The sequence below is a fragment of the Rhizobium acidisoli genome, assembly GCF_002531755.2.
GTDB classification, from domain to species: Bacteria; Pseudomonadota; Alphaproteobacteria; order Rhizobiales; family Rhizobiaceae; genus Rhizobium; species Rhizobium acidisoli.
The window spans coordinates 335,210-358,040 of sequence record NZ_CP034998.1; the positions used below are offsets into that span (position 1 = coordinate 335,210).

At 59.8% G+C, this 22,831-nt stretch carries 24 protein-coding genes; all 24 read left to right on the forward strand.

The features are described 5' to 3' along the window. The first annotated feature begins 169 nt into the window (after positions 1 to 169). The 24 genes from CO657_RS01720 to CO657_RS01835 all read left to right on the forward strand — a co-directional run bounded on the left by CO657_RS01720 (position 170) and on the right by CO657_RS01835 (position 22,767). Positions 170 to 1,075: a flagellin N-terminal helical domain-containing protein gene (locus CO657_RS01720; protein WP_054183717.1), complete on the forward strand. Its 906-nt coding sequence runs from the start codon at positions 170 to 172 to the stop codon at positions 1,073 to 1,075. 282 nt (positions 1,076 to 1,357) lie between these two features. Beyond that, on the forward strand, positions 1,358 to 2,266 hold the full coding sequence (locus CO657_RS01725) for a flagellin N-terminal helical domain-containing protein (RefSeq protein WP_054183716.1): 909 nt from the start codon (positions 1,358 to 1,360) through the stop codon (positions 2,264 to 2,266). Positions 2,267 to 2,513: 247 nt separating this feature from the next. Further along, positions 2,514 to 3,425, forward strand: coding sequence for a flagellin N-terminal helical domain-containing protein (locus tag CO657_RS01730; RefSeq protein ID WP_054183715.1), 912 nt, complete (start codon positions 2,514 to 2,516; stop codon positions 3,423 to 3,425). Positions 3,426 to 3,724: 299 nt separating this feature from the next. Further along, positions 3,725 to 4,687: a flagellin N-terminal helical domain-containing protein gene (locus CO657_RS01735; RefSeq protein ID WP_054183714.1), complete on the forward strand. Its 963-nt coding sequence runs from the start codon at positions 3,725 to 3,727 to the stop codon at positions 4,685 to 4,687. Between the two features lie 200 nt (positions 4,688 to 4,887). Next, positions 4,888 to 5,517, forward strand: a complete 630-nt coding sequence (locus CO657_RS01740; protein WP_054183713.1) for a hypothetical protein — start codon at positions 4,888 to 4,890, stop codon at positions 5,515 to 5,517. After that, positions 5,514 to 6,857: a MotB family protein gene (locus CO657_RS01745; RefSeq protein ID WP_054183712.1), complete on the forward strand. Its 1,344-nt coding sequence runs from the start codon at positions 5,514 to 5,516 to the stop codon at positions 6,855 to 6,857. The genes CO657_RS01740 and CO657_RS01745 overlap by 4 nt, the downstream gene beginning before the upstream one ends. A 4-nt stretch (positions 6,858 to 6,861) precedes the next feature. Continuing rightward, on the forward strand, positions 6,862 to 8,157 hold the full coding sequence (gene motC / locus CO657_RS01750) for a chemotaxis protein MotC (protein ID WP_054183711.1): 1,296 nt from the start codon (positions 6,862 to 6,864) through the stop codon (positions 8,155 to 8,157). After that, positions 8,154 to 9,596 (forward strand): flagellar hook-length control protein FliK, encoded by a 1,443-nt coding sequence (gene fliK / locus CO657_RS01755; protein WP_054183710.1) that lies wholly within the window; start codon positions 8,154 to 8,156, stop codon positions 9,594 to 9,596. Before motC ends, fliK begins: the two co-directional genes overlap by 4 nt. Further along, positions 9,544 to 10,101, forward strand: coding sequence for a lytic transglycosylase domain-containing protein (locus CO657_RS01760; protein WP_003584276.1), 558 nt, complete (start codon positions 9,544 to 9,546; stop codon positions 10,099 to 10,101). The genes fliK and CO657_RS01760 overlap by 53 nt, the downstream gene beginning before the upstream one ends. Before the next feature lie 280 nt (positions 10,102 to 10,381). Beyond that, positions 10,382 to 11,053 (forward strand): transcriptional activator Rem, encoded by a 672-nt coding sequence (gene rem, locus CO657_RS01765; RefSeq protein WP_003588527.1) that lies wholly within the window; start codon positions 10,382 to 10,384, stop codon positions 11,051 to 11,053. Positions 11,054 to 11,178: 125 nt separating this feature from the next. Continuing rightward, entirely contained in the window at positions 11,179 to 12,489 is a 1,311-nt protein-coding gene (locus tag CO657_RS01770) for a flagellar hook protein FlgE (RefSeq protein WP_054183709.1), read from the forward strand. Positions 12,490 to 12,508: 19 nt separating this feature from the next. After that, the gene (gene flgK / locus CO657_RS01775; protein WP_054183708.1) at positions 12,509 to 13,996 is read left to right on the forward strand and encodes a flagellar hook-associated protein FlgK; all 1,488 of its coding nucleotides are present in this window, start codon (positions 12,509 to 12,511) and stop codon (positions 13,994 to 13,996) included. 3 nt (positions 13,997 to 13,999) lie between these two features. Continuing rightward, positions 14,000 to 15,046, forward strand: coding sequence for a flagellar hook-associated family protein (locus CO657_RS01780; RefSeq protein WP_054183707.1), 1,047 nt, complete (start codon positions 14,000 to 14,002; stop codon positions 15,044 to 15,046). 36 nt (positions 15,047 to 15,082) lie between these two features. Beyond that, positions 15,083 to 15,430 (forward strand): flagellar biosynthesis regulator FlaF, encoded by a 348-nt coding sequence (gene flaF / locus CO657_RS01785; protein WP_012556615.1) that lies wholly within the window; start codon positions 15,083 to 15,085, stop codon positions 15,428 to 15,430. Beyond that, the gene (gene flbT / locus CO657_RS01790; protein ID WP_003584285.1) at positions 15,427 to 15,876 is read left to right on the forward strand and encodes a flagellar biosynthesis repressor FlbT; all 450 of its coding nucleotides are present in this window, start codon (positions 15,427 to 15,429) and stop codon (positions 15,874 to 15,876) included. Before flaF ends, flbT begins: the two co-directional genes overlap by 4 nt. Further along, positions 15,867 to 16,316, forward strand: coding sequence for a flagellar hook assembly protein FlgD (gene flgD, locus CO657_RS01795; RefSeq protein ID WP_054183706.1), 450 nt, complete (start codon positions 15,867 to 15,869; stop codon positions 16,314 to 16,316). The genes flbT and flgD overlap by 10 nt, the downstream gene beginning before the upstream one ends. Positions 16,317 to 16,405: 89 nt before the next feature. After that, entirely contained in the window at positions 16,406 to 16,672 is a 267-nt protein-coding gene (gene fliQ / locus CO657_RS01800) for a flagellar biosynthesis protein FliQ (protein ID WP_009992823.1), read from the forward strand. 88 nt (positions 16,673 to 16,760) lie between these two features. Further along, a complete protein-coding gene (gene flhA / locus CO657_RS01805) occupies positions 16,761 to 18,848 on the forward strand; it encodes a flagellar biosynthesis protein FlhA (RefSeq protein WP_003588516.1) in 2,088 nt (695 codons plus the stop codon). Then, on the forward strand, positions 18,845 to 19,597 hold the full coding sequence (locus tag CO657_RS01810; RefSeq protein WP_003588515.1) for a flagellar biosynthetic protein FliR: 753 nt from the start codon (positions 18,845 to 18,847) through the stop codon (positions 19,595 to 19,597). Before flhA ends, CO657_RS01810 begins: the two co-directional genes overlap by 4 nt. 4 nt (positions 19,598 to 19,601) lie before the next feature. Further along, positions 19,602 to 20,015, forward strand: coding sequence for a hypothetical protein (locus CO657_RS01815; RefSeq protein WP_003588513.1), 414 nt, complete (start codon positions 19,602 to 19,604; stop codon positions 20,013 to 20,015). A 31-nt stretch (positions 20,016 to 20,046) separates the two neighbouring features. After that, entirely contained in the window at positions 20,047 to 20,610 is a 564-nt protein-coding gene (locus tag CO657_RS01820) for a rod-binding protein (protein WP_054183705.1), read from the forward strand. 124 nt (positions 20,611 to 20,734) lie between these two features. Further along, positions 20,735 to 21,100, forward strand: coding sequence for a hypothetical protein (locus tag CO657_RS01825; RefSeq protein ID WP_003570277.1), 366 nt, complete (start codon positions 20,735 to 20,737; stop codon positions 21,098 to 21,100). Beyond that, entirely contained in the window at positions 21,100 to 21,639 is a 540-nt protein-coding gene (locus CO657_RS01830; RefSeq protein WP_003588510.1) for a hypothetical protein, read from the forward strand. Before CO657_RS01825 ends, CO657_RS01830 begins: the two co-directional genes overlap by 1 nt. Before the next feature lie 288 nt (positions 21,640 to 21,927). Continuing rightward, entirely contained in the window at positions 21,928 to 22,767 is an 840-nt protein-coding gene (locus CO657_RS01835) for a WecB/TagA/CpsF family glycosyltransferase (RefSeq protein WP_054183704.1), read from the forward strand. The last annotated feature ends 64 nt before the right edge of the window (positions 22,768 to 22,831 follow it).

Below are 22,831 nucleotides of genomic sequence, written 5' to 3' on the forward strand. Positions count from 1 at the left end.
GGCCTCTATTTTTAAGAAGTTGGCAAGCATTGGCTGCGAGATTGCCCTGGACATGACGGGTTTGGGCCAAACAAAAAAGGCGCCGAGTAGCATGAAGCTGGTCCGTCATCGCCGGTACTATAGTCCGGTATGTCCTCCTTTTTGTATCTAGTTTCCAGGGGACAGATTTATGACAAGCATTAACACGAATTCTTCCGCACAGGCCGCTCTCCAGACGCTGCGTAGCGTCAACCAGAACCTCAACAGCACGCAGAACCACGTTTCGTCGGGTTACCGCGTCGAAAAGGCTTCTGACAATGCGGCTTACTGGTCGATCGCAACGACCATGCGTTCGGACAACAAGGCACTTTCGGCCGTTTCCGACGCTCTCGGCGTAGGCGCCGCCAAGGTCGACACCGCTTACACGGCAATGGACAGCGCCATCGATGTCGTCGGCGACATCAAGGCCAAGCTGGTTGCCGCGACTGAAAACGGCGTCGACAAAGCCAAGGTCCAGGAAGAAATCGGTCAGCTGCAGCAGCAGCTCCTGAGCATCGCGCAGTCGGCTTCCTTCAACGGCGAAAACTGGGTTGCCGGCGCTTCCGGTACCAAGAGCGTTGTTTCCTCGTTCGTCCGCGACGGCTCCAACGCCGTTTCGGTCACCACGACCGACTACGTTCTCGACGACAGCACCACGGGCAACGTCCTGTTCGGCATGAGCGGCGGTTCGGTCGAAACCTCCACGGGTATCCTTGGTACTTCGAATGGTTCGACCGGCTCGATCTACTCGATGGACATCACCAACTTCACCGCCGGTGAGATCCAGACGGCTCTGACGAACGTCGAAACGGCTCTGAAGGCGATGACCAGCGCCGGCGCTGCTCTCGGCTCGCTCTCCAGCCGCATCGGCAGCCAGGACGACTTCGTGTCCGCGCTCAGCGACTCGATCGACTCCGGTGTCGGCCGTCTCGTCGACGCCAACATGGAAGAAGAATCTTCCAAGCTCAGCGCCCTGCAGACCCAGCAGCAGCTGGCGATCCAGTCGCTGTCGATCGCGAACTCCTCTTCGCAGAACATCCTGTCGCTCTTCCGCTAAGAGCGGTTGGTACAAGCGTTCCAAGTTTCGCGGCCGGGTCATCCCCGGCCGCGAAATGTTTTAACATAAGGTTAATGAAAATCCCTCTAAGTATCAGATATTTTTACACTATTTCCAATTCGAATTTAGCTTTCCTTAACCATCTTGCTGTTTTCTAAGCCCATCGAAACGGCGAGTTAACCCTAACAGAGATGGTTAACAGGCATGATGCTGATCGCTGTGGGCCGGCCGAAAATCCGGAATGTCCCTTTTTAAAATCTGCCAACAAGGGGCAAACAAACTATGACGAGCATCAACACCAATAACGCTGCAATGGCAGCCCTCCAGACTCTCCGTGGCATCAACCAGGGTCTCCAGACAACCCAGGCTCACGTTTCGTCCGGCTATCGCGTTGGAAAGGCATCCGACAACGCGGCTTACTGGTCGATCGCAACGACCATGCGTTCGGACAACAAGGCACTTTCCGCCGTTTCCGACGCTCTCGGCCTCGGCGCCGCCAAGGTCGACACCGCTTACTCCGCCATGGACAGCGCCATCGATGTCGTCGGCGACATCAAGGCCAAGCTGGTTGCCGCGACTGAAAACGGCGTGGACAAAGCCAAGGTCCAGGAAGAAGTCAGCCAGCTGCAGCAGCAGCTCTTGAGCATTGCTCAGTCGGCTTCCTTCTCCGGTGAAAACTGGGTTGCCGGTGCTTCTGGCACGAAGAACGTCGTTGCTTCCTTCGTCCGTGACGGCTCCAACGCCGTTTCCGTCGTGATGACCGACTACGTTCTTGACGACAGCACCACGGGCAACGTCCTGTTCGGCATGAGCGGCGGTGCGGTTGAAACCTCCACTGGTATCCTCGGCACTTCCTCGGGCTCGACCGGCTCGATCTACTCGATGGACATCACCAACTTCACCCTCGGTGAGATCCAGTCGGCTCTGACGAACGTCGAAACGGCTCTGAAGGCCATGACCAGCGCCGGCGCTGCTCTCGGCTCGATCTCCAAGCGCATCGAACTGCAGGAAAACTTCGTATCCGCGCTCAGCGACTCGATCGACTCCGGTGTCGGCCGTCTCGTCGACGCCGACATGGAAGAAGAATCCTCCAAGCTCAGCGCCCTGCAGACCCAGCAGCAGCTGGCCGTCCAGTCGCTGTCGATTGCGAACTCCTCTTCGCAGACGATCCTCACGCTGTTCCGCGGCTAATAATCCGCAGAAAACATCGACCCGCCGGTCTCCGGCGGGCACCTCGCAAACGAGCCGCGCTTCAATGGAGCGCGGCTTTTTAATATCTGTTAACGGTTGATTAACCATAATGCTGTTTTCTGCGATCAACGAGACGGCGGGTTAACCAAATTTAAGAACCGGTTAACAGGCATGAGGCTGGTCCCCGTTCCCGGTAGCTTTCCGGAATGTCCCTTTTTATCAACTGCCGACAAGGGGCAATCATTTCATGACCAGCATTTTGACGAACGTTGCGGCGATGGCCGCTCTTCAGACACTCCGCGGAATCAATGACGGCCTAGAGGCTACGCAGAACCGCGTATCGTCAGGTTATCGCGTCGAAAAAGCGTCCGACAACGCCGCTTACTGGTCAATCGCAACGACCATGCGTTCGGACAACAAGGCACTCTCGGCCGTCTCCGACGCTCTCGGCCTCGGCGCGGCCAAGGTCGACACCGCTTACTCTGCCATGGACAGCGCCATCGACATCATCAGCGAAATCAAGGCGAAGATCGTCGCCGCGACCGAAAAGGGCGTTGACAAGACCAAGGTCCAGGAAGAAATCGGCCAGCTGCAGCAGCAGTTGCTCAGCATCGCCCAATCGGCTTCCTTCTCCGGTGAAAACTGGGTTGCCGGCGCCGACGGCACCAAGAGCGTCGTTTCCACCTTCGTGCGCGATGGCAGCGGCAATGTCTCGGTCAAGACGACGGACTACATTCTGGACTCCAGCTCCACGGGCAACGTCCTCTTCGGCATGGACTCGGTCGGCTCGATCGAGACGAGCTCCGGCATTATCGGCACATCATACGGTACGATCGGCTCTATCTACTCGATGGACATCACCAGCTTTGGCTCGGTTGAGATCTCCATGGCCCTGACCTCGATCGAGGCCGGCCTGGACGCGATGACCAAGGCTGCATCGCAACTCGGCTCGATTTCCACGCGAATCGAACTGCAGGAAAATTTCGTCGGCGCGCTCAGCGACTCGATCGACTCGGGCGTCGGCCGCCTCGTCGACGCAAATATGGAAGAGGAATCGAGTAAGCTGACGGCGTTGCAAACGCAGCAACAGCTGGCGATCCAGTCGCTGTCGATCGCCAACTCCAGCGCTCAGAACATCCTCACGCTGTTCCGCAGCTAAATCGGGCGCTGAAGCTGGACCGAATCTTGCGCCTTCGTCCGGCAACAAGCAAAAAGTCTACGAACCGCGCCCGAAACGGCGCGGTTCTTTCTTTTATATCAACAGCTTGACTTGCATTGCGATCGACGCGGCGCGTTCAGCGCTGCGCTCTTGCCCAACAGGTTGATATCGAGTTACCTTCGCCTTCAGTTGATTTGCTTTTGCGACACGCCGGTAGAAACTCTACCGGAGGCATGACGCCACTTCAGTCGCCGCCGGCATTCCGGCCTGCCCCTTGACCTTATTCCGAGACCCTGTCGATGACCGTTAAGATTACCAGCGCGGCCGCGGTGAATGCGCTTGCGGTGCTACGCAGCATCAACAAAGAAGCCAGCCAGACCCAGCAGCAAGTGTCCTCGGGATACCGTATCGAGACGGCCTCCGACGATGCGTCCTACTGGTCGATCGCAACCGTCATGCGCTCGGATAGCACCAATCTGGGCACGATCGGAGATGCGCTTGGTCTCGGCGCTGCCAAGGTGGATGCGACCTACACGGCGATGACCTCGGCGATCGATCTTATGAGCCAGATTCGCGCCAAGCTGGTTGCGGCAAAAGAGCCCGGCACCGACAAGGACAAGATCAATGCCGAGATCAGCGAATATAAGGAGCAGCTGAAGAGTGTCGTTGAATCGACGTCGTTTGCCGGCGAAAACTGGCTGCTGAACGGCGATACCGCCGCGCCGCCGACATGGTCGGTGATCTCGAGTTTCGCGCGCGCGCCGACCGGCGAATATCAAGCTCAGACCATCGATTTCCCCTCGTCGCAAACCATCCTCATCGATAAGAACGATGCGAGCGGCGGACTGTTTACCAAGGCGGTCGATGCCAATGCGATCAACAACAGCGGCGCGACGGCGCGCAACTACTACCTGCTGAACGCCAACTCGACGACGCCGGCGACAGGCACGGAAATTGCGATCGACAAGAATACCACCGATGCGCAACTCACCGATATGCTCGATGTGACCGACTCGCTGCTTTCCTCGCTGACGACGACGGCCGCTTCCATCGGGGTGATGAAGACACGTATCGACGATCAGATGGACTATACGGCCGATCTCTCCGATTCGATCGACAAGAGCGTCGGCGCGCTCGTCGATACCGACATGGACGAGGCTTCGATCCGGCAAAAGGCGATCGAAACCCAGAAGCAGATGGCCGTCGAAGCGATCTCGATCCTCAACACGGCTTCCAGCAAGATTTTGATCCTGCTGGAATAAAGGTGGGCGCGATCGCGGATGGCGGCGCCATTCATCCTCGCGCAAGTTTGACTTCCTAGTTTCCGGCATGAAGGCATCGTCCGAATCCGTGCCGGTGCAAGGTGAAGCCCTTGCCCGTTCGAAGCGACGTGCCGGCGCGCAAGGTCGTTTTGAGCGGGGGTGGATATGCTGCATGCCTCCCGAATGCTGGATGGTTTTTTATGAGCATTACGCTTTCCCGGTATTTGAAGGATTTCGGTGAACCGGAACCGTCAGCGCCGATCATCGAGATGGACGATTTCGGCGGCGACGGTTTTCCCGAAATGCCGAGCGAACCGGTAATCGACGTCGAGGCGGAGCGCCGCGATGCCTATGCGCAAGGTCATGCCGCAGCGACCGCTGATTTGACCGAGAAATACGAACGCGAGGCGCGGACGCTGGCCGAGATTCACGCGCGTGAACTCGCCGAGCTGAAGCTTCGCTACGAAGTCGAGGCGGCAGCGGTCATTGCCTCCCGCGTCCGCGATATCGCCGAAGAGGTCGCGCAGCTGGTCAGTGCCGGTGCGGCTATCGCCATCGCGCCCGTGATGACCGAAGCGCTTGCCGCCAGGGCAGCCGAAAGCCTCGCCGTGCTGCTGCGCGACTCGATCCTCGAGGGCGCTGCCGGACCGATCGTCGTCCGCGGGCCAAGCCGGCTTTTCGAACTCTTAGCCGCCGAGCTCGGAGAACATGCCGAGGCGGTTCGACACATTGAGACTGACGATATCGATCTTGCCGTCGAAATCGGCGAATCCGTCATCGTCACCCGTATGTCCGCCTGGGCAGCCAGCTTGAAGAAAGTTCTCGAATGAGCGAAGGCGAAAACCACCACCACGGCAAGAACGAGATCATCATCGTCAAAAGACATGGCGGCGGTGATCACGATGGCTCCCATGGCGGTGCGTGGAAAATTGCCTATGCCGACTTCATGACGGCGATGATGGCGTTCTTCCTGGTCATGTGGCTGGTCAATGCCGCCAACGAGGAGACCAAGGCCTCGGTCGCGACCTATTTCAATCCGATCAAGCTCTCCGACGAGAAGCCGACCGAGAAGGGACTGAAGAAGCCCGTCGACAACGCCGAGGGTGAGGAGAAGCAGGAAAAGTCGAAACAGAAGGAAGAAAATCCCAACGACGGCAAGGCTTCGGCGGATGGTGACGACCAGACCTCGACATCAGGCGACCAGACCAATTATTCCGAGGCCGATTTCTTCGAAAATCCCTATTCGGTTCTGGCTGAGATCGCGCAGGAGGTCGGCCAGCAGGCCAATGTCAGCGCCAAGGGCGATGGCGGTGCCGCCGATTCCGGCCCGGCCACCGGCGCCGATGGCGGCGAAGCCTATCGTGATCCCTTCGATCCGGATTTCTGGACGAAGCAGGTCGAGGTGACGACAGCCGGCAAGTCCGCGCCTCCCGGCAAGAGCGACGAGCAGGCGGCCGAAAGCGCGACAACCGAGATCGCCAAGGTCGAGGATATGAAGCCGATACCGCTGACCACCGATCAGAAGGCCGCTGAGGAAGCCAAGGGCGCGGCCGAGGCCAAGGACGGCAAGGCGCCGGATGACAAGAAGTCTGGTGATAAGAAGGCTGAGGACAAAAAGGCCCCAGCGCAAAAGGATGCAGCGCAGAAGGACGCCGATCATCAGAAGGATGCGGACAAGAGCGCGGCCGAGACCGAACAGCAGCAGCAGAAAGAAGCAGAGCAACTGCAGGAGCAGATCGCCCAGCAGATCGGCGGCATCGCCGGCAAGCTTGCCGAAGGCCTGACCGTAACGGCATCCGAAGGCGGATTGCTGGTCAGCATCTCCGACCAGAGCGACGACTCGATGTTCAATATCGGTTCCGCGGTTCCTCGCCAGGAGATGGTGCTCGCCATGGAAAAGATCGGCGCGATCCTGAAGGAAAGGGGCGGCGCGGTCGCCATCCGCGGCCATACGGACGGGCGCCAGTATAAGGGCACGCAGAATGAAAACTGGCGGCTTTCGATGGATCGCGCCCAGAGCGCTTATTACATGTTGGTACGCGGCGGGCTCGACGAAAAACGCATCTCTCAGGTTTCGGGCTTTGCCGACCGCCGGCTGAAGCTGCCGTCCGACCCGTTCAATGCGACCAACCGCCGGATCGAGATTCTGGTGCAGGCGGATCGAGGATAACAGGATGGCGCGTCGGCAGCATCGCTATGTCGGATTTGTGGCTATCGGCCTGGCGATGCTTTCGCCGGCCGCAGCCAAGGCGCAGGATCCGGACGATCTTGCACCCTACAAGATGCTGCGGTCGCTGCAGTTCGTGCAGGATTCCGTCGTCTCCGGCGATCATTCGGCCGGTGAGATGCAGCGCTTCATGCTGGGCACGATCGACGAGCGGCTGCGCAGCGTCGACACGTCGGTCTTCGATGACGACCGCAACGTCGATGCAGCGCTGATCTACGCGATGAGCGGCGGCAATCCGCAGACGCTCGAATATCTGATCGCCCACGACGTCAACGGCTATTTCGACAACCGTGTCACCGATGTGCTCAGAAAATATCTGAGCGGCAAGGGGTTGCTCGTCGCCAAGACGCTGGAGGAGACGGCCAGGGAATACCGCGACAAGAAGATCGGCCCATACCTTGCGTTGATCGGCGGTAACGTGCTGATCGCGACGAAGCCGACAGACGCACTGGATCTCTACGACCAGGCGCGCCTTGCGGCACCCGGCACGATCGTCGAGGAAGCGGCGCTGCGCCGCTCCGTCGCCATCTGCGTCGACAAGGGGATGCTCGACAGGGGCATGGCCTATTCGCAGCGCTATATCAGGCGCTTCCTGCATTCGCCCTATGCCAGCCAGTTCGCCGATCTTTTCGTCACGCTCGTCGTCGGCCATGATCACGACGTGAAGCCACAGGATGTCATCGACATCCTGTCCTTCATGGACGCGCCGCGTCAGCGCGAGGTCTATCTGCGCATCGCCCGCGCCGCGGCGATCGCGGGCAAGCCGCAGCTGGCGCACATGGCGGTCGAGCGCGTGCAGTCGCTTGGCGCCGGCACCGACAATGCCTTCGGTCCTCTGGCGGATTTCTATGGCGGCATGGCCGGCCTTCCGACGGAGGATATCGACCAGGCGGCGAAGAATGTCAGCGGCATCGCCGGCAACACGCTTTCGCCGCGGGATCAGGCGTTGCAGGAGGCGGCGCGATCGGTTGCCGAGCAGATCCTGCGCGCTCCCGACCCGGCAAGCCTGACGCAAGCCTCGGACCCTAACACTTCTGATCAAGAAATCACTTCTGAAAAGGCTGCGGCTATAGCTCCGCAACCGGGAGCGCCAGGCGCGCTTCCCGAGCCTCTTCCGGGAGGTGTGGCATCGACTGGCCAGAGCCAGGGTACCGACCCCTCATTCAACGCATTTGTGACGACCAATCGGTCCAAGCTCAACGAGATCGACGGTCTTCTGGCGCAGGAAGGCAACGAACAATGATGGATATGAGCGTCTCGGGCGGAGCCGCCGGTGCGGATCCCGCCGCGGCTGCGAAATCTGCACGGCCGATGGGCAAAGACGATGCCGCCGGTCAGAAGAGCGGCTTCTCCGATGCGCTTGCCAAGGCAAGCAACGGTGCCGTCAATGACGACGCCGACGATGCGCAGCCGGATCAGGGCGTGTTTGCCGACGCCGGCGCCGAGAAAATGGCGCGGACAATCCGCAGCCGCAATGGCGTAAAGCCGTTGATCGACCTTGGCGACGCCGCTTTGAAGGCACAGGCTGAAGTGCAGCCGGAAACCATCGCCAATGTCGTCGCGGCAAAGCCTGTAAAGGCTGCAGTCAAGATGCCCGCGGATCTTGCCTTCGGCAAGCTCGACGCGAAGGACAGCTCGGCCGAGGAGGTCGTTCAGGCGGCCAAAGGCGGCAAACATGCCAAAGCCGACGCGTTGGAAACCGATACGGACACGGACAGCGAGGATGACGACGGCGGCATTTCCGATGTGCTCGGTCTGCTGAAGCGGGATCCTGCCGACGGCGCGGTCGCTCTGTCGGCGGCAGCAGGCGTCCATCACGCGTCTGCCCAAGCCGATGACGTCAAGCCGGCCGACAAGAAGATCGAGGGTATCGACGCCAAGGCAGGCGGCCATGCGTCCGACGCCCTAGCGGCGGTCAGCGGCAACGTCGACAGCGGCAAGGCGGATGAGGTCAAGGTACCCGGATCGGAGAATGCCGAAGCCGCCGACGGCAGGACGTTCAGGATCAGCCGCGCCGATGGCCGTGGCGTGTCGATGGACGTCCATCTCGGCACGGATCAGGCCGGTTCTCAGGATGGCTCGAAGAAAGCCGATGTCGAAAACGTTTCGGTTCTCGAATCGCGCCGCTATATCGGCCTGATGCAGAACTCGAATTCGGCCGCCGTCACGGCCGCTCTCTCCGGCGATTCCGAATGGGCGCGCGCCATGGAACCGAGCTCGGCGCTCTCCAACGCGGCGGAATGGACAAGCACCGGCAAGGTGGTCAATACGCTGAAGATCCAGATGAACCCGCTCGATCTCGGCATGGTGACGGCGACCATGCGCCTGTCCGGCGACGCCCTGAATGTCGACCTCAAGGTCGAAACCGGCGCGGCCTATCGTCAGATGAAGGAAGATCACGGCAAGATTCTCGAAGCTCTGCGCAGCCAGGGCTACGCCGTCGACAACGTCACCATCAGCATGGCGCCGGTCGAGCGTAGCGACGCCAGCAGCCAGGCAGGCAGCCAAGGCCAAGCCTCCCAACAGCAGTCGCTCGCCCAGCAAGGGCAGGGCGGCGAGGCGCGCGAGCGTCACAATCAGACGGCACAGCGGGCGGGCGGAGGCTTCAATGGTGCAGGCGAGACCGGTATTGAAGACGTTTCTGCTGGCCGCAGCGGCGGCACTGGCGGCGTTTACCTCTGAGGCGAAAGCCTCCACCGGCGCCTGTGAGCGTGAGATCCAGTCGGCAGCTGCCAAATACGGCATCCCGGAAGGCATCCTCTATTCGGTCGGCCTGACGGAGACCGGCCGCAAGGGCTCGCTCTATCCCTATGCGATGAACGTCGAAGGCAAGGCGATCTTTCCGCCCTCCGAACAGGACGCGATGCGGCAGTTCGACGTCGCCCGCAGCAGCGGCGCCAAGCTCATCGACATCGGCTGCATGCAGATCAACCACTACTACCATGGCGAAAATTTCGGCTCGGCCGAGGATATGTTCGACCCGCATCGCAACGTCGAGTATGCGGCAAAATTCCTCCGCAACCTGCATGACCGTCACGAGACATGGACGATGGCGGTAGCCAGATACCACGCAGGCCCCAACAACGACCCCGCGCAGAAGCAATATGTTTGCCGCGTCATCGCTAATCTGGTCGCCACCGGCTACGGCAAGTGGACTCCCAATGCGAGTAACTTTTGCCGAAATTGATTCAACCAAAAATGGAAGAGGCCTATTGTGACGAAACTGTGTCACAATATGGCAGGAATCCGGCATGAATCCCCTGCGCAAGTCATAATTAAGGGTCTGTTAACTTTTCCACGAAATTTTGGTGTGCATAAACAACCGGACCCACTAAATATAGATCAAATCGCTACCCAGATCTTAATCAATTATTAGTTTCTGCCATTAACTTTAACGAGTTGTCGCCGATTCGTGCGATTCGTACCCATAGATCATCGAAGTGCCACACTGATTCGGAGGCGGACGAATGATCGTCGTGGTTGATGAGCGTGAGCTCGTGAAAGATGGATACACATCTCTGTTTGGCCGTGAGGGCATTCCCTCCACCGGCTTTGATCCAGCGGAATTCGGCGAGTGGGTACAGACCGCTGCTGATTCCGATATTGCGGCAGTCGAGGCATTCTTGATTGGTCAGGGCCAGCGCAGCCTCGAACTCCCCCGGGCGATCCGGGACCGGTCGATGGCGCCGGTGATTGCGGTCAGCGATCAGCCCTCGCTCGAAAACACTCTTGCGCTGTTCGATTGCGGCGTCGACGATGTGGTGCGCAAACCGGTGCATCCGCGCGAAATCCTCGCAAGGGCGGCTGCGATCCGACGCCGGCTGAAGGCGATTGCCAACTACACCGAAATCGGCGGGATCCGCGTCTTCTCGGATGGTCGTGACCCCGAGATCAACGGCGAAGTCTTCGCGCTTCCCCGGCGCGAGCGCCGCATCCTCGAATATTTGATCGCCAATCGCGGTCGCCGGGTCACCAAGACCCAGATCTTCAACGCCATCTACGGCATCTTCGATGAAGAGGTCGAGGAGAACGTCGTCGAAAGCCATATCTCGAAGTTGCGCAAGAAGCTGCGCAAGAAGCTCGGCGTCGATCCGGTCGATTCCAAGCGCTTCCTTGGCTACTGCATCGATTGGGCCTGATTTTCCGGCCGGGCGGCGGCGCCCGGCTGAACCTCGATATTGGCCTCGCAGCGCGCCATCACAGACAGCTTCACGCAAGGCCCGACAAATACTCTCGAGCTTAACAGGTAAAACGAGGTTTTCAGATGAGCATTTTCGGCAGCATGAAGACGGCGGTATCGGGCATGAATGCGCAGGCGAACCGCCTCAGCACGGTCTCCGACAACATCGCCAACGTTAACACGACCGGTTACAAGGCTGTGTCGACGAGCTTCTCCTCGCTGGTCCTGCCTTCTTCGGGCGGCAACTACAATTCCGGCGGCGTTCAGACCTCGGTCCGCCAGGCCGTCTCCGATCAGGGCGATATTTCCTACACCACCTCGAGCACCGACCTTGCGATCTCGGGCGACGGCTTCTTTATCGTCCAGGGCGCCGACGGCACACCGGTTCTGACCCGCGCCGGCGACTTCACCAAGGACGACGAGGGCAATCTCGTTAACGCCGCCGGCTTCGGCCTGATGGGCTATTCCTACAACTCCGGTTCTCCCGCTGTTGTCGTCAACGGCTTCGACGGCCTCGTTCCCGTCAACGTCAACCAGGAAGGCCTGACCGCCATCGCCTCGACCTCAGGCGTCTTCAAGGGCAACCTCGATTCCAACGCTAAGGTTGCTCCGGTCGCTCCTGCGACGCTTCCGAGCGACAACGGCGCTACCGGCACCCCGACAACCGATACCAAGAAGTTCTCGATGGTCGCCTACGACACGCTCGGCAACAAGGTGATGTACGACTTCTACTTCACCAAGACCTCGGTTACGACACCCCCGCCGGCAACCGGTACCGCCAGCACCTGGGAGGTTGCTATCTTCCGCAACGCCGATGCGGCGACCGGCGGCACGACCTCCTTCCCCTACACCACGGCCGGCGGCGCCGTCGCCACGACCACGCTGGACTTCGACTCCACCGGCAAGATCACCAACTCTACCGGTTCCGCGACTATCGTCGATCCGGTGACCGGCTTGTCGATCGACATGGATCTCTCGGGCTTCACCCAGCTCGGCGCGGCCTTTGCCGGCACCGGTACGCCGAACGGTCAGGCCGCAAGCCCGGTCAAGGATGTCACGATCGACGGCGACGGCATCGTCTACGCCAAATACGAGGACGGCAGCACCAAGCCGCTCTACCGCATTCCGCTCGCCAATGTCGCAAGTCCGGACAAGCTGACGCTGATGAGCGGCAACGTCTACAGCGCCAACGGCCAGTCGGGCGTGACCGTCACCGGCTTCCCGCAGACCAACGGCCTCGGCACGATCAAGTCGGGCGCTCTCGAAGGTTCGAACGTCGACCTCGCCGGCGAGCTCACCGAGATGATCGAATCCCAACGCAGCTATACCGCCAATTCCAAGGTGTTCCAGACGGGGTCCGACATCATGGACGTCCTCGTCAACCTCAAGAGATAATCAGGGTAACGGGTAAGCCATGTCGCTCACGTCCGCACTTAATACCGCGCAGGGAATATTCAACAATACCGGCACGCAGAGCAGTGTCGTATCGAACAATATTTCGAATGCCGGCAACAAGGATTACGTGCGCCGACAGGCGATGCTCACCACGTCCCTGAACGGCGCGCAGGTCGTCAAGATCGACCGGGCGCAAGAAGATGCCCTGCTGCGCCAATATCTGAAATCATCCTCTCAGGACAGCGCCCAGCAGACCCTGCTCAGCGGTCTCGAGGATCTGAAGTCGATCATGGGTGGCAACGACTACGAAACGTCGCCATCCACTTATCTCGGTGTTTTCCAGCAGAAGCTGCAGGCCTTCCGCACGACGCCGGGCAGCACCGTCGCCGCCCAGGGCGCCATCACCGCCGCCCAGGACGTCGCCAACTCGCTGAACAACGCGTCGACTTCCGTGCAGGATGTCCGCGCCAGTGCCGACAAGCAGATCTCTACCGCGGTCGATACGCTGAATACGCTGCTCAGCCAGTTCGAGACGGCCAACAATGCGGTGAAGACCGCCACGGCCACGGGCGCGGATGCCTCCAGCGCTCTCGACGAGCGCGAGAAGGCCCTCAAGCAGATTTCGCAGATCGTCGGTGTCAGCGCGACGACGCGCGACAACAACGACATGGTGCTAAGCACCTCTGACGGGACGATTCTCTTCGAGACGATCCCGCGCACGGTGACGTTCCAGGCGAAGGATGCCTACAACGCCACCATAACCGGCAATTCGGTCTATATCGACGGTGTCGCGCTCCCACGTGGCAGCGGATCGACGGCGACGGGGCAGGGGAGCCTTCAGTCGCTCCTGCAGGTCCGTGACGAGATCGCTCCCAACTTCCAGAAGCAGCTCGATGAAATCGCCCGCGGCCTGGTCTCGCTCTTCAAGGAGCAGAGCACGTCGGGTACCCCGGCCTATGTGACCGGTCTCTTCACCTGGAGCGGCGACACGGTCGAGGCCGGCAGCACCGCGGTTGCCGGCATGGCGTCGACCATCACCGTCAGCAGCACCGTCATCACCTCGCAGGGCGGCGACCCGATGCGCCTGCGCGATGGCGGCGTCAACGCCGATGGCGTCGTCAACAACACTACCCACCTCAGCGGCTATACGACTGACCTCGATAGTCTTTATAATGCCTTGGGGTCCGATATGGATTTCGATCCGGCAACCGGAACGACAGTCGGTTTCGACACCACGACGGGCATCGATTCGAACGTCAGCATCATGGAATACGCTACGAATTCCCTCGGCTGGCTCGAGCAGTACCGCAGCAACGCCACGACCGCGGCGGAGAACACCTCGGCGGCGCTGTCGCGCTCGGACGAGGCCTATTCCAACGAGACCGGCGTCAACCTCGACGAGGAACTGACGCTGCTCCTCGACATAGAGCAGTCCTACAAGGCGGCGACCAAAATCCTGAACGCTGTCGACGAAATGTTGAAGTCATTGCTGGATATTGCGAGTTAAGCCATGAAGAGCTCATTTATTTCAAGTTCGGCCATTCAGAATGCGATGCGTTTGACCATTCGTCAGGGGCAGAACCAGATGACGAAGGCGACGATGGAGGCAACGACGGGTGTCTATGCCGACATCGGTGTCTCGCTCGGCGGCAATGCCGCCAGAAGCGTCGACTTCAGCCGCGAGGTCGACAGGATCGATACGATCAAATCGAGCAATTCGCTCGTCACCGCGCGCATGGAATCCTCGCAACTCGGCCTGTCCAAGATGAAGGACGTCGGCGACGGCCTTGTTTCAAAGCTGACGGCGCTCCAGGGCAGCCACGATCCCGGCAGCATTACCGTCGCCATCCAGTCGGCGACCAGCGCGCTCTCCACCATGATGGACACGGCCAATACCATGGTGAACGGCGAATACCTGTTCTCCGGCATCAATACCGATGTGCAGCCGCTGACTGACCAGACGACGGCGACGAGTGCAGATATCGTCACCGCGCTGAATACCTATGCGACGGGCCTCGGCAAGGGTGTCAGCGATCTCACCGGCGACGAAATGGAGACCTTCATTACGACAACGGTCGAGCCGATGTTCAGCGAGGCAAACTGGACCAATGCGACGACCGGCTGGTCGCAGGCATCGAGCCAGAACATGACGAGCCGCATCAGCAATTCGGAAGTCATCGAATCCTCGACCAACGCCAACTCCGAAGGCATGCGCTACATGGCGCTCGCCTCGGTGATGACCTCGGCGCTGCTCGGCCAGGACCTCAGCAGCGATGCGATGAGCACGGTGTCGAAGCAGGCGATCAGCTATACGACGAAGGCGACCAGCGGCCTCGTCACCCAGGCAAGCCAACTCGGCCTTTCCCAGGAGCGCGTCAAGAAGTCCAACGACGCCCTCGACGCCCAGTCTAATATCATCAAGAACAAGCTCGTCGATCTCCAGGGCGTCGATCCTTACGAGGCCTCGACCCTCGTCAAGACTTTGGAAACACAGCTTGAAACGGCTTATACGATCGTCTCGAAGATCCAGCAGTTGAGTCTCGTAAACTACCTTTGATGATCAAAGGCGCGCAAGATTAAGAAGGATGCATGAATGTATCAGTTCTCTTATGCCGAAGTCATGCAGGACTCGGTGGCCGACGCGAAAGAGCGGGAATGGCAGGTTCTTGACCGGTCCATAGATCTGCTGTCGTTGGCGCGCGAAAAGGAAAAATACGGCCGGGAAGCCATCGAAGCCCTGTTTTATACCCGCCGGGTATGGATCAGCTTCATCGAGGATCTGAAACATCCCGACAATCAGCTGGAGATCGAGCTCAGGGCCAACCTCATCTCGATCGCGATCTGGATATTGAAGGAATGCGACAGGATACGAAAACGTCTGTCTAATAACTACCAGGGCATCATCGACGTTACCACCATCATCAGGGATGGACTTAAATGAAAAGTACACTTCGCATTTCTCTGAAAGCCGGAGAAAGAATCTTCATCAACGGCGCCGTCCTGCGTGTCGACCGCAAGGTCGCGCTGGAATTCCTGAATGATGTGACGTTCCTTCTCGAAAACCACGTCCTCCAGCCGGAAGGCGCCACCACGCCCCTGCGTCAGCTCTATTTCATCGCGCAGATGATCCTCATCAATCCCGAGGGCAAGGACCACTCGACGGCGATGTTCCGCAAGTCGATCACCATGCTGCTCAGCTGCTTCAAAAACGAGGAAATCCTCGCCGAACTGAAGCGCATCGATGCACTCGTCTCGACCGGCCGCGCCTTCGATGCGCTGAAGGCGATCCGCGGCCTCTACGCGATCGAAGACAATATCCTCAACAACCACGAAATGCCGCCGACGATGGTCGAGCAGATTCGCAGGGAGATTGCACCATGGCGGTAGACGCAACATCAAGTGTGACCTCGACGGGCACGACAAGCACGACAAGTTCCGCCCAGAGTAAGGCGACGCTGAACTACGACAATTTCCTGCAGCTGCTCATCGCGCAGATGAAGAACCAGGATCCGACCGATCCGGTCGACGCCAGCGAGCAGATGTCACAGCTGGCAAGCTTCTCGCAGGTCGAACAGACGATCCAGACCAACACCAAGCTGGATACGCTGCTGGCAAGCTCGAGCCTTACCCAGGCCAGCAGCTACGTCGGCAAATACATGGAAAGCGCTGACGGCACCGTCAAAGGCACCATCGAATCCGTCAAGGTTTATTCCGACGGCATCATTGCGACGACCACCGATGGCGGTAATATACTCGTGCAGGCGGGAATCACTGTTGCCGACAAGGCGCCGACCACGACGACCACCAGCAGCGACAGCGATACCTGAGACCGCGGCGCCGAAGCGTCGGGTGATACCAATCAATAGCGGCCCGGCCAAGGCGGGGCTGCTTCGAGGCGATATGAGGTTGCCTTCAGATGAATGAAGCTGATGCATTGGATCTGTTCCAGGCCGCGATCTGGACGGTCCTGATTGCCGCCGGTCCGGCTGTCATTGCCGCGATGGTCGTGGGTCTCGTCATCGCCCTGATCCAGGCGTTGACCCAGGTGCAGGAAGCGACGCTGACCTTCGTGCCGAAGATCGTCGCAGTGCTGATCACGGTCGGCGTCACGGCACCTTTCGTCGGCTCGCAGATCTCGATTTTCACCAATCTCGTCTTCTCGCGCATCCAGTCCGGTTTCTGAGCCACCTTCGCGCAAGCTTCGCCATTTAACTCTCGATCCGAATTGGGCGGACCGAGTCCGCCTCCTCTCATGAAGAGACGGAACTGACATGGCGCAACCACCTGCATTACCCCTTCCGAAAGTCGCCCCGAGCCTGCGCGATGTCGGTTTTGCCCTCGGCATCATCGGCATCATCTGCATTCTCTTCCTGCCGATCCCGCCATTCCTGATCGACATGGGGCTGGCCTTCTCGATCGCCTTCTCGGTGCTGATCCTGATGGTTGCGCTGTGGATCCAGAAACCGCTCGATTTCTCGTCCTTCCCGACCATTCTGCTGATCGCGACGATGACCCGGCTGGCGCTGAACATCGCGACGACGCGCGTCATCCTGTCCCACGGCAATGAGGGCCACGACGCGGCCGGCGGCGTCATCGCCGGTTTCGCAAGCCTGGTGATGTCCGGCGACTTCGTCATCGGTCTGATCGTCTTCCTGATCCTCATCACCATCAACTTCATCGTCATCACCAAGGGCGCCACGCGTATCGCCGAAGTCGGCGCGCGATTCACCCTCGATGCCATCCCCGGCAAGCAGATGTCGATCGACGCCGATCTTTCGGCCGGCATCATCGATGAAAGGGAAGCCCAGCGCCGGCGCAGGGAACTCGAAGAGGAAAGCTCCTTCTTCGGTGCGATGGACGGTGCGTCGAAATTCGTGCGCGGCGATGCCGTCGCCGGCCTGATCATCACCGCCATCAACGTCTTCGGCGGCATCATCATCGGCTATTTCCGCCACGGCATGCCGATCGGCGAAGCAGCCGACGTCTTCGTCAAGCTCTCCGTCGGCGACGGCCTCGTCTCGCAGATGCCGGCCCTGATCGTCTCGCTCGCCGCCGGCCTGCTCGTCTCGCGCGGCGGCACCACCGGCTCCACCGACCAGGCGGTTGTCAACCAGTTGAGCGGTTACCCCCGCGCGCTCTCGGTCTCGGCCGTGCTGATGTTCGTCCTGGCGCTGATGCCGGGCCTGCCCTTCGTCCCCTTCGTGATCCTCGGCAGTCTTCTTGCCTTCGGCGCCTGGTTCATCCCGCGTCAGGTCGAGGCCGAAAACAAGCTTCGCCGCGAGCAGGAGGAAAAGAAGGTCGTCCAGAGCAAGGAGCTGGAAAAGGATTCGGTCAAAGCGGTGCTGCGGACCTCCGAGATCGAGCTTGCGCTCGGCAAGATGGTCTCGACGCGACTGCTCGGCGCCCACCAGGAGCTCGCCTTCCGCGTCGGCAAGATGCGCAAGAAGTTCGCCACCCAATACGGTTTCGTCGTGCCCGAGATCAAGGTCACCGACGATATCGCCATCGCCGAGAAGTCCTACCAGATCCGCATCCACGGCACGACGGTCGCCTCCAACCTGCTGCGCGTCGGCGAAGTTCTCGTCGTCACCGGCGCCGGCCGCCGGCCGAGCATCCCCGGCGATGAAATCCGCGAACCCGCTTTCGGCATGCCGGCCGTCTCGATCCTCGAAAACTTCGCCGACGATCTGAAACGCGAGGGCTTCCAGCCGATCGACAACGTCTCCGTCGTGCTGACCCATATGAGCGAGGTCATCCGCAACAACCTGCCGCAGCTTCTGTCCTACAAGGACGTCAAGGTGCTGATCGATCGCCTCGATCCCGAATATAAGAAGCTCGCCGACGAGATCTGCTCGTCGCACATGTCCTATTCGGGCCTGCAGGCGGTGCTCAAACTGCTGCTTGCCGAACGCGTCTCGATCCGCAACCTGCACCTCATCCTCGAAGCGGTGGCGGAACTCGCCCCGCATGTCAGGAAGACCGAGCAGATCGTCGAGCATGTCCGCATCCGCATGGCCCAGCAGCTCTGCGGCGACCTTGCCGACAACGGCGTGCTGCGCGTCCTCAGGCTGGGCAGCAAATGGGATCTCGCTTTCCACCAGGCGCTGAAGCGCGACGCCAAGGGCGAGGTGATCGAATTCGACATCGATCCGCGCAACCTGGAAGAATTCAGCGAACAGGCCACCAAAGTTATCCGTGAGTTCATGGATCGCGGCCTGCCATTCGCACTTGTCACCTCGCCGGAAACACGCTCCTATGTGCGCATGATCATCGAACGGCTGTTCGCCACGCTGCCGGTCCTGTCGCATGTCGAACTGGCCAAGGGCATCGAGATAAAGATTTTGGGCTCTATTTCATGATAACAGACCCGCAAGGGACCGTTCTCGCGCTGTTTCTGGTTTTCTGCCGGATCGGTGGCTGTGTGCTGGCTCTTCCGGGTTTTTCCTCGGCGCGCGTGCCCGAACAGCTGCGCGTCTTCATCGCCCTAGCGCTGTCGATCGCCGTCATGCCGCTGCTCTGGGACACGGTCTATCCAGCCGTCCACACCGGTTCCGGAACCTATATCGGCCTGATCGTCAGCGAATCGCTGATCGGCGTGATGTACGGCATGCTGGCGCGGATTTACACGCTCGGCATGCAGTTCGCCGCGACGATCATCGCCACCATGGTCGGTTATACCCAGCCGGGCTCGGCCGATATCATCGAAGACACGCCGGAGAGCAGCCTTTCCGGCTTCATCACCTTTGCCGGCATCATGATCCTCTTCATCATGGACTTCCATCATATCGTCTTTCGGGCGCTGATCGATTCCTACACGACCATGCCCTTCGGCGGCCTGATGCAGATGCGCGCGACGCTGATCTCCTTTAGCGACACGCTGGAACAGACCACCTACATCATGCTGCGGCTGTCGAGCCCGTTTTTGATCTACGGCCTGATCTTCAACGTCTCGATCGGCTTCATCAACAAGCTGGCGCCGCAGATCCCGGTCTACTTCATCTCGACGCCCTATCTGCTGATGGGCGGGCTCTTCCTCGTCTACTTCTCGATTGCGGCCCTGGTCAGCCAGTTCGGCCAGTCCTTCGGCTCGATCTATATCGGGCGATGAGGCGATGATCGACAAGAACCGCTCCCAGAAGCTCAAGCGACTGCTCTCGGTGCAACGGCATATCGAAAGGATGGCCGAGAACGATCTGGCCGAAACCAGCCGCCAGCGCGTCGAGGTCAATGCGGCGATGGATGACGTCATCCTCGCACTCGGCTCGATGGACCCGGTCCACCACGCCTTTTCGCAGAATTACGCCGACCGATTCGGCAGGCTTTCGATCAAGGATCTGCAGCTGACCGGCATGCAGGAAGTCCACGAAATGCGGCTGGCGCGTGAGCGCGCCAAGGGCGACCGGTTCGAAGAAGGCATGAAAGAAGCCCTCGAGGCCGAGCGCCGCGAGGCCGACGACAATGCCGTCTACGATGTCATCGATCAGCAATTCGCAACGCCAGCCTCCAGCAAGCTTCGAAACCCATAGTCGTTACGATCTTAAATTAGAGGATTGTAACGTGGCTATTTCGCCCCCCAGTGATCTGGTCCTGGACGTTGTCAAAGCTGCCGACCCCATGGAGGTTCAGGCGGCTCAGGAAAAATTGAAGGCAAATCGTGCGGCCTTTGCCGCAACGAGCCTCGCCGAAAACGGCAAGGGCTTCTCCAATACGGTCGACGTTCTCGACCATATCAGCCAGAAGAGCGGCCTCAACAACATCCAGAACCGCACCAAGGCTGAGGAAGTGCCGGAAAGCTACCGGAAATTCGAGGCCATGGTCCTGCAGAATTTCGTCAAGTCCATGCTGCCGAGCGAAAGCGAAGACGTTTACGGCAAGGGCGCGACCGGCGATATCTGGAAGGGCATGATGGCCGAACAGCTCGGCAACACCATGGCCAAGGGCGACGGCATCGGCATCGCCAAGCAGATGTACGCCGAGCAGCTGCGCCGACAGGAAGGCAAGATCGTCAATGCCTCGACCGATAATGATGACCGCAACACTGCGCTCAGCATGATCGACGACTTCCAGCGCAAGACATTCGGCACGCCGACTGCCGAAGCCAAGACCGATAGAACAGGATGATTTTAGGCCGGTTGGCCTGAAACCTGAATCCTGTTCTCAATGAAATAGTTAGAGCGTGATGTCGCGCGAAATCCGCGCAGACTTTTCGGCATGGTGCTCTAAGCGACGCATAACCGAGGGTAAAATGGAAATAGTTTCGAACGAATACAGAATCAAATCCGTTCTCGGACGCCTCGAAATGATCATCGACAATGAGAACACCCGGATCGGCAGCGATCCGCAGTTCGATCTCAAGGTCTCCAATGCGCATAAAAGCCGCTGCCTCTATGAGCTGTCGATGCTTTTCCGCGACACCGATCCGGCCGAGCTTGCCGCGGCCCATCTCGATCAGCTGCACGGGCTGAAGAAGAAGCTGGTTCTCAACGCCCGTCGGGTCGAGGCGCATCTCGAAGCGGTTCGCGCTGTCGCCGATCTGCTGAAGAACGCCGTTCAGGACGCCGATGCCGACGGGACCTATTCCCAGGAACAATTCGCCGCGCGTGGAAACTGATGATCAAGCTCGTCCTCACCGGTGTCTGGGTTTGCGCCATCACCTTGGCATCGGTCTATTTCTCGGTGTACCTGGCGACCGCGCCGGCGCCTGCGGCAACGGATTCCAAGCAGAGCGCGCTTGAACTGGTGAAGGGTGAAACCATCACGGTGCCCATCATCGGTAACGGCGCGATCACCGGCTACTTCCTCGGCCGTGTTTCCTTCATGATGAACAAGGAGATGCTGAAGGGCGTGACGCTGCCGCTGGCCGAGATGACCACCGACGAGCTTTTCAGCCTGCTCGTCGGCAACAAGATGGTCGATATCGCCCACATCAAATCCTTCGATCCGAAGGCCTTCCGCGAAGAGATCAAGAAGGGCATGAACGAGCGCCTCGGCGGCGAATATGTCGCCGACGTGATGCTGGAGCAGCTCGACTATCTCTCCAAGGAAGATGTCAAGGAAAGCTCGGCCGGGGCGCCGAAGAAGGTGGGCACACCGGTCAAGATCGTCGAGACCGCACCGGCCGGCGAAGCGCCGGCGCCGGCCGCCCACTAAGCACCACAACTGTATCGACGAACAACGGCGCCGCAGGGCGCCGTTTTCCGTTGGCGCGCATAGTTAATAAACTACTTATGCGAGCATGGAAATTCAAGGAATTTTCCTAAGGGTTGTTTGAAACCGTCCTGATATACCCGCTGTTACAGCTTGACATGTGCCGCTTCCGAAATCGGGGCGACGCCGTCACGGCGGGACGCAACCGGGGCTTTCGAGGGCTCGGTGCGGAGGTGTGGGCTTGTTTTCCGGGATGTCGGGCGCATGAAGCATCCTCGGCAGGAGGTAGGAATGAATCTGATTGCGAACTTCGCGGTGCTCGCATCGCGGCGGACGATCTTCGATCTGCCGGTCTGCGATCTCGGCTGGGACGACGCCCTCGTTTTCATCAACGAGCTGGCCTCCATTCCCGTCGGCCAGACCGTGGTTTGCTTCGTCAACGCCCATAACATGCTGACCGCGCTTCACGATGACGAATATTACCGGATCATGTCGCACAATCTGGTGCTGCCGGATGGTATCGGTCTCAACATCGCATCGCAGATCGCCCATGGTTCGCCCTTTCCCGCCAATCTGAACGGCACCGATTTTGTGCCGGCCTTCCTCACCTTCATGGAGGCCCCGCGCCGCATCGGCCTGATTGGCGGCACGCGTTCGGTCGTCGAGGCGGCGGCGGAAAATTTCCGCAGGCATACGCCCTGGCATGAATTCGTCGTCGTTTCCGACGGTTATTTCGACAAGGTCGATTCCACTGAGGTCACTGAGGAGATCGAGCGCCAAAAGCTCGACATTCTGATCGTCGGCATGGGAACACCGCTGCAGGAAAAATGGGTCCACGATCATATCCGCGCCGATCATGCGCGCCTGGTGCTGACGGTGGGCGCTCTCTTCGACTTCGTCTCCGGCGCCGTCCCGCGTGCGCCGAGGACGGTGCGGATGATGCGCCTGGAATGGGCCTATCGCCTGCTGCAGGAGCCGACGCGACTCTGGCGCCGCTACGTCATCGGCATCCCGGTCTTCCTTTTCCATGTCCTGCGCTATCGCTTCCGCCGGCGCGAACGAATCCTCAGCCATCCGGAAGAACACAACACCGCGCTGCAGCCACGGTCGGAACACAAGAAGGCAAGCTGACCCTCGCGTCTTTCCAAGTGACTATGGCGCTTAGGAATACATCCTTGGATCGATTCCGATTTGA

Excerpts from the sequence above, each read along its gene's own strand:
- CO657_RS01720 (WP_054183717.1), top strand. The coding sequence starts at position 170 with ATGACAAGCATTAACACGAATTCTTCCGCACAGGCCGCTCTCCAGACG.
- CO657_RS01725 (WP_054183716.1), top strand. The coding sequence starts at position 1,358 with ATGACGAGCATCAACACCAATAACGCTGCAATGGCAGCCCTCCAGACT.
- CO657_RS01730 (WP_054183715.1), top strand. The coding sequence starts at position 2,514 with ATGACCAGCATTTTGACGAACGTTGCGGCGATGGCCGCTCTTCAGACA.
- CO657_RS01735 (WP_054183714.1), top strand. The coding sequence starts at position 3,725 with ATGACCGTTAAGATTACCAGCGCGGCCGCGGTGAATGCGCTTGCGGTG.
- CO657_RS01740 (WP_054183713.1), top strand. The coding sequence starts at position 4,888 with ATGAGCATTACGCTTTCCCGGTATTTGAAGGATTTCGGTGAACCGGAA.
- CO657_RS01745 (WP_054183712.1), top strand. The coding sequence starts at position 5,514 with ATGAGCGAAGGCGAAAACCACCACCACGGCAAGAACGAGATCATCATC.
- motC (WP_054183711.1), top strand. The coding sequence starts at position 6,862 with ATGGCGCGTCGGCAGCATCGCTATGTCGGATTTGTGGCTATCGGCCTG.
- fliK (WP_054183710.1), top strand. The coding sequence starts at position 8,154 with ATGATGGATATGAGCGTCTCGGGCGGAGCCGCCGGTGCGGATCCCGCC.
- rem (WP_003588527.1), top strand. The coding sequence starts at position 10,382 with ATGATCGTCGTGGTTGATGAGCGTGAGCTCGTGAAAGATGGATACACA.
- CO657_RS01770 (WP_054183709.1), top strand. The coding sequence starts at position 11,179 with ATGAGCATTTTCGGCAGCATGAAGACGGCGGTATCGGGCATGAATGCG.
- flgK (WP_054183708.1), top strand. The coding sequence starts at position 12,509 with ATGTCGCTCACGTCCGCACTTAATACCGCGCAGGGAATATTCAACAAT.
- CO657_RS01780 (WP_054183707.1), top strand. The coding sequence starts at position 14,000 with ATGAAGAGCTCATTTATTTCAAGTTCGGCCATTCAGAATGCGATGCGT.
- flaF (WP_012556615.1), top strand. The coding sequence starts at position 15,083 with ATGTATCAGTTCTCTTATGCCGAAGTCATGCAGGACTCGGTGGCCGAC.
- flbT (WP_003584285.1), top strand. The coding sequence starts at position 15,427 with ATGAAAAGTACACTTCGCATTTCTCTGAAAGCCGGAGAAAGAATCTTC.
- flgD (WP_054183706.1), top strand. The coding sequence starts at position 15,867 with ATGGCGGTAGACGCAACATCAAGTGTGACCTCGACGGGCACGACAAGC.
- fliQ (WP_009992823.1), top strand. The coding sequence starts at position 16,406 with ATGAATGAAGCTGATGCATTGGATCTGTTCCAGGCCGCGATCTGGACG.
- flhA (WP_003588516.1), top strand. The coding sequence starts at position 16,761 with ATGGCGCAACCACCTGCATTACCCCTTCCGAAAGTCGCCCCGAGCCTG.
- CO657_RS01810 (WP_003588515.1), top strand. The coding sequence starts at position 18,845 with ATGATAACAGACCCGCAAGGGACCGTTCTCGCGCTGTTTCTGGTTTTC.
- CO657_RS01815 (WP_003588513.1), top strand. The coding sequence starts at position 19,602 with ATGATCGACAAGAACCGCTCCCAGAAGCTCAAGCGACTGCTCTCGGTG.
- CO657_RS01825 (WP_003570277.1), top strand. The coding sequence starts at position 20,735 with ATGGAAATAGTTTCGAACGAATACAGAATCAAATCCGTTCTCGGACGC.
- CO657_RS01830 (WP_003588510.1), top strand. The coding sequence starts at position 21,100 with ATGATCAAGCTCGTCCTCACCGGTGTCTGGGTTTGCGCCATCACCTTG.
- CO657_RS01835 (WP_054183704.1), top strand. The coding sequence starts at position 21,928 with ATGAATCTGATTGCGAACTTCGCGGTGCTCGCATCGCGGCGGACGATC.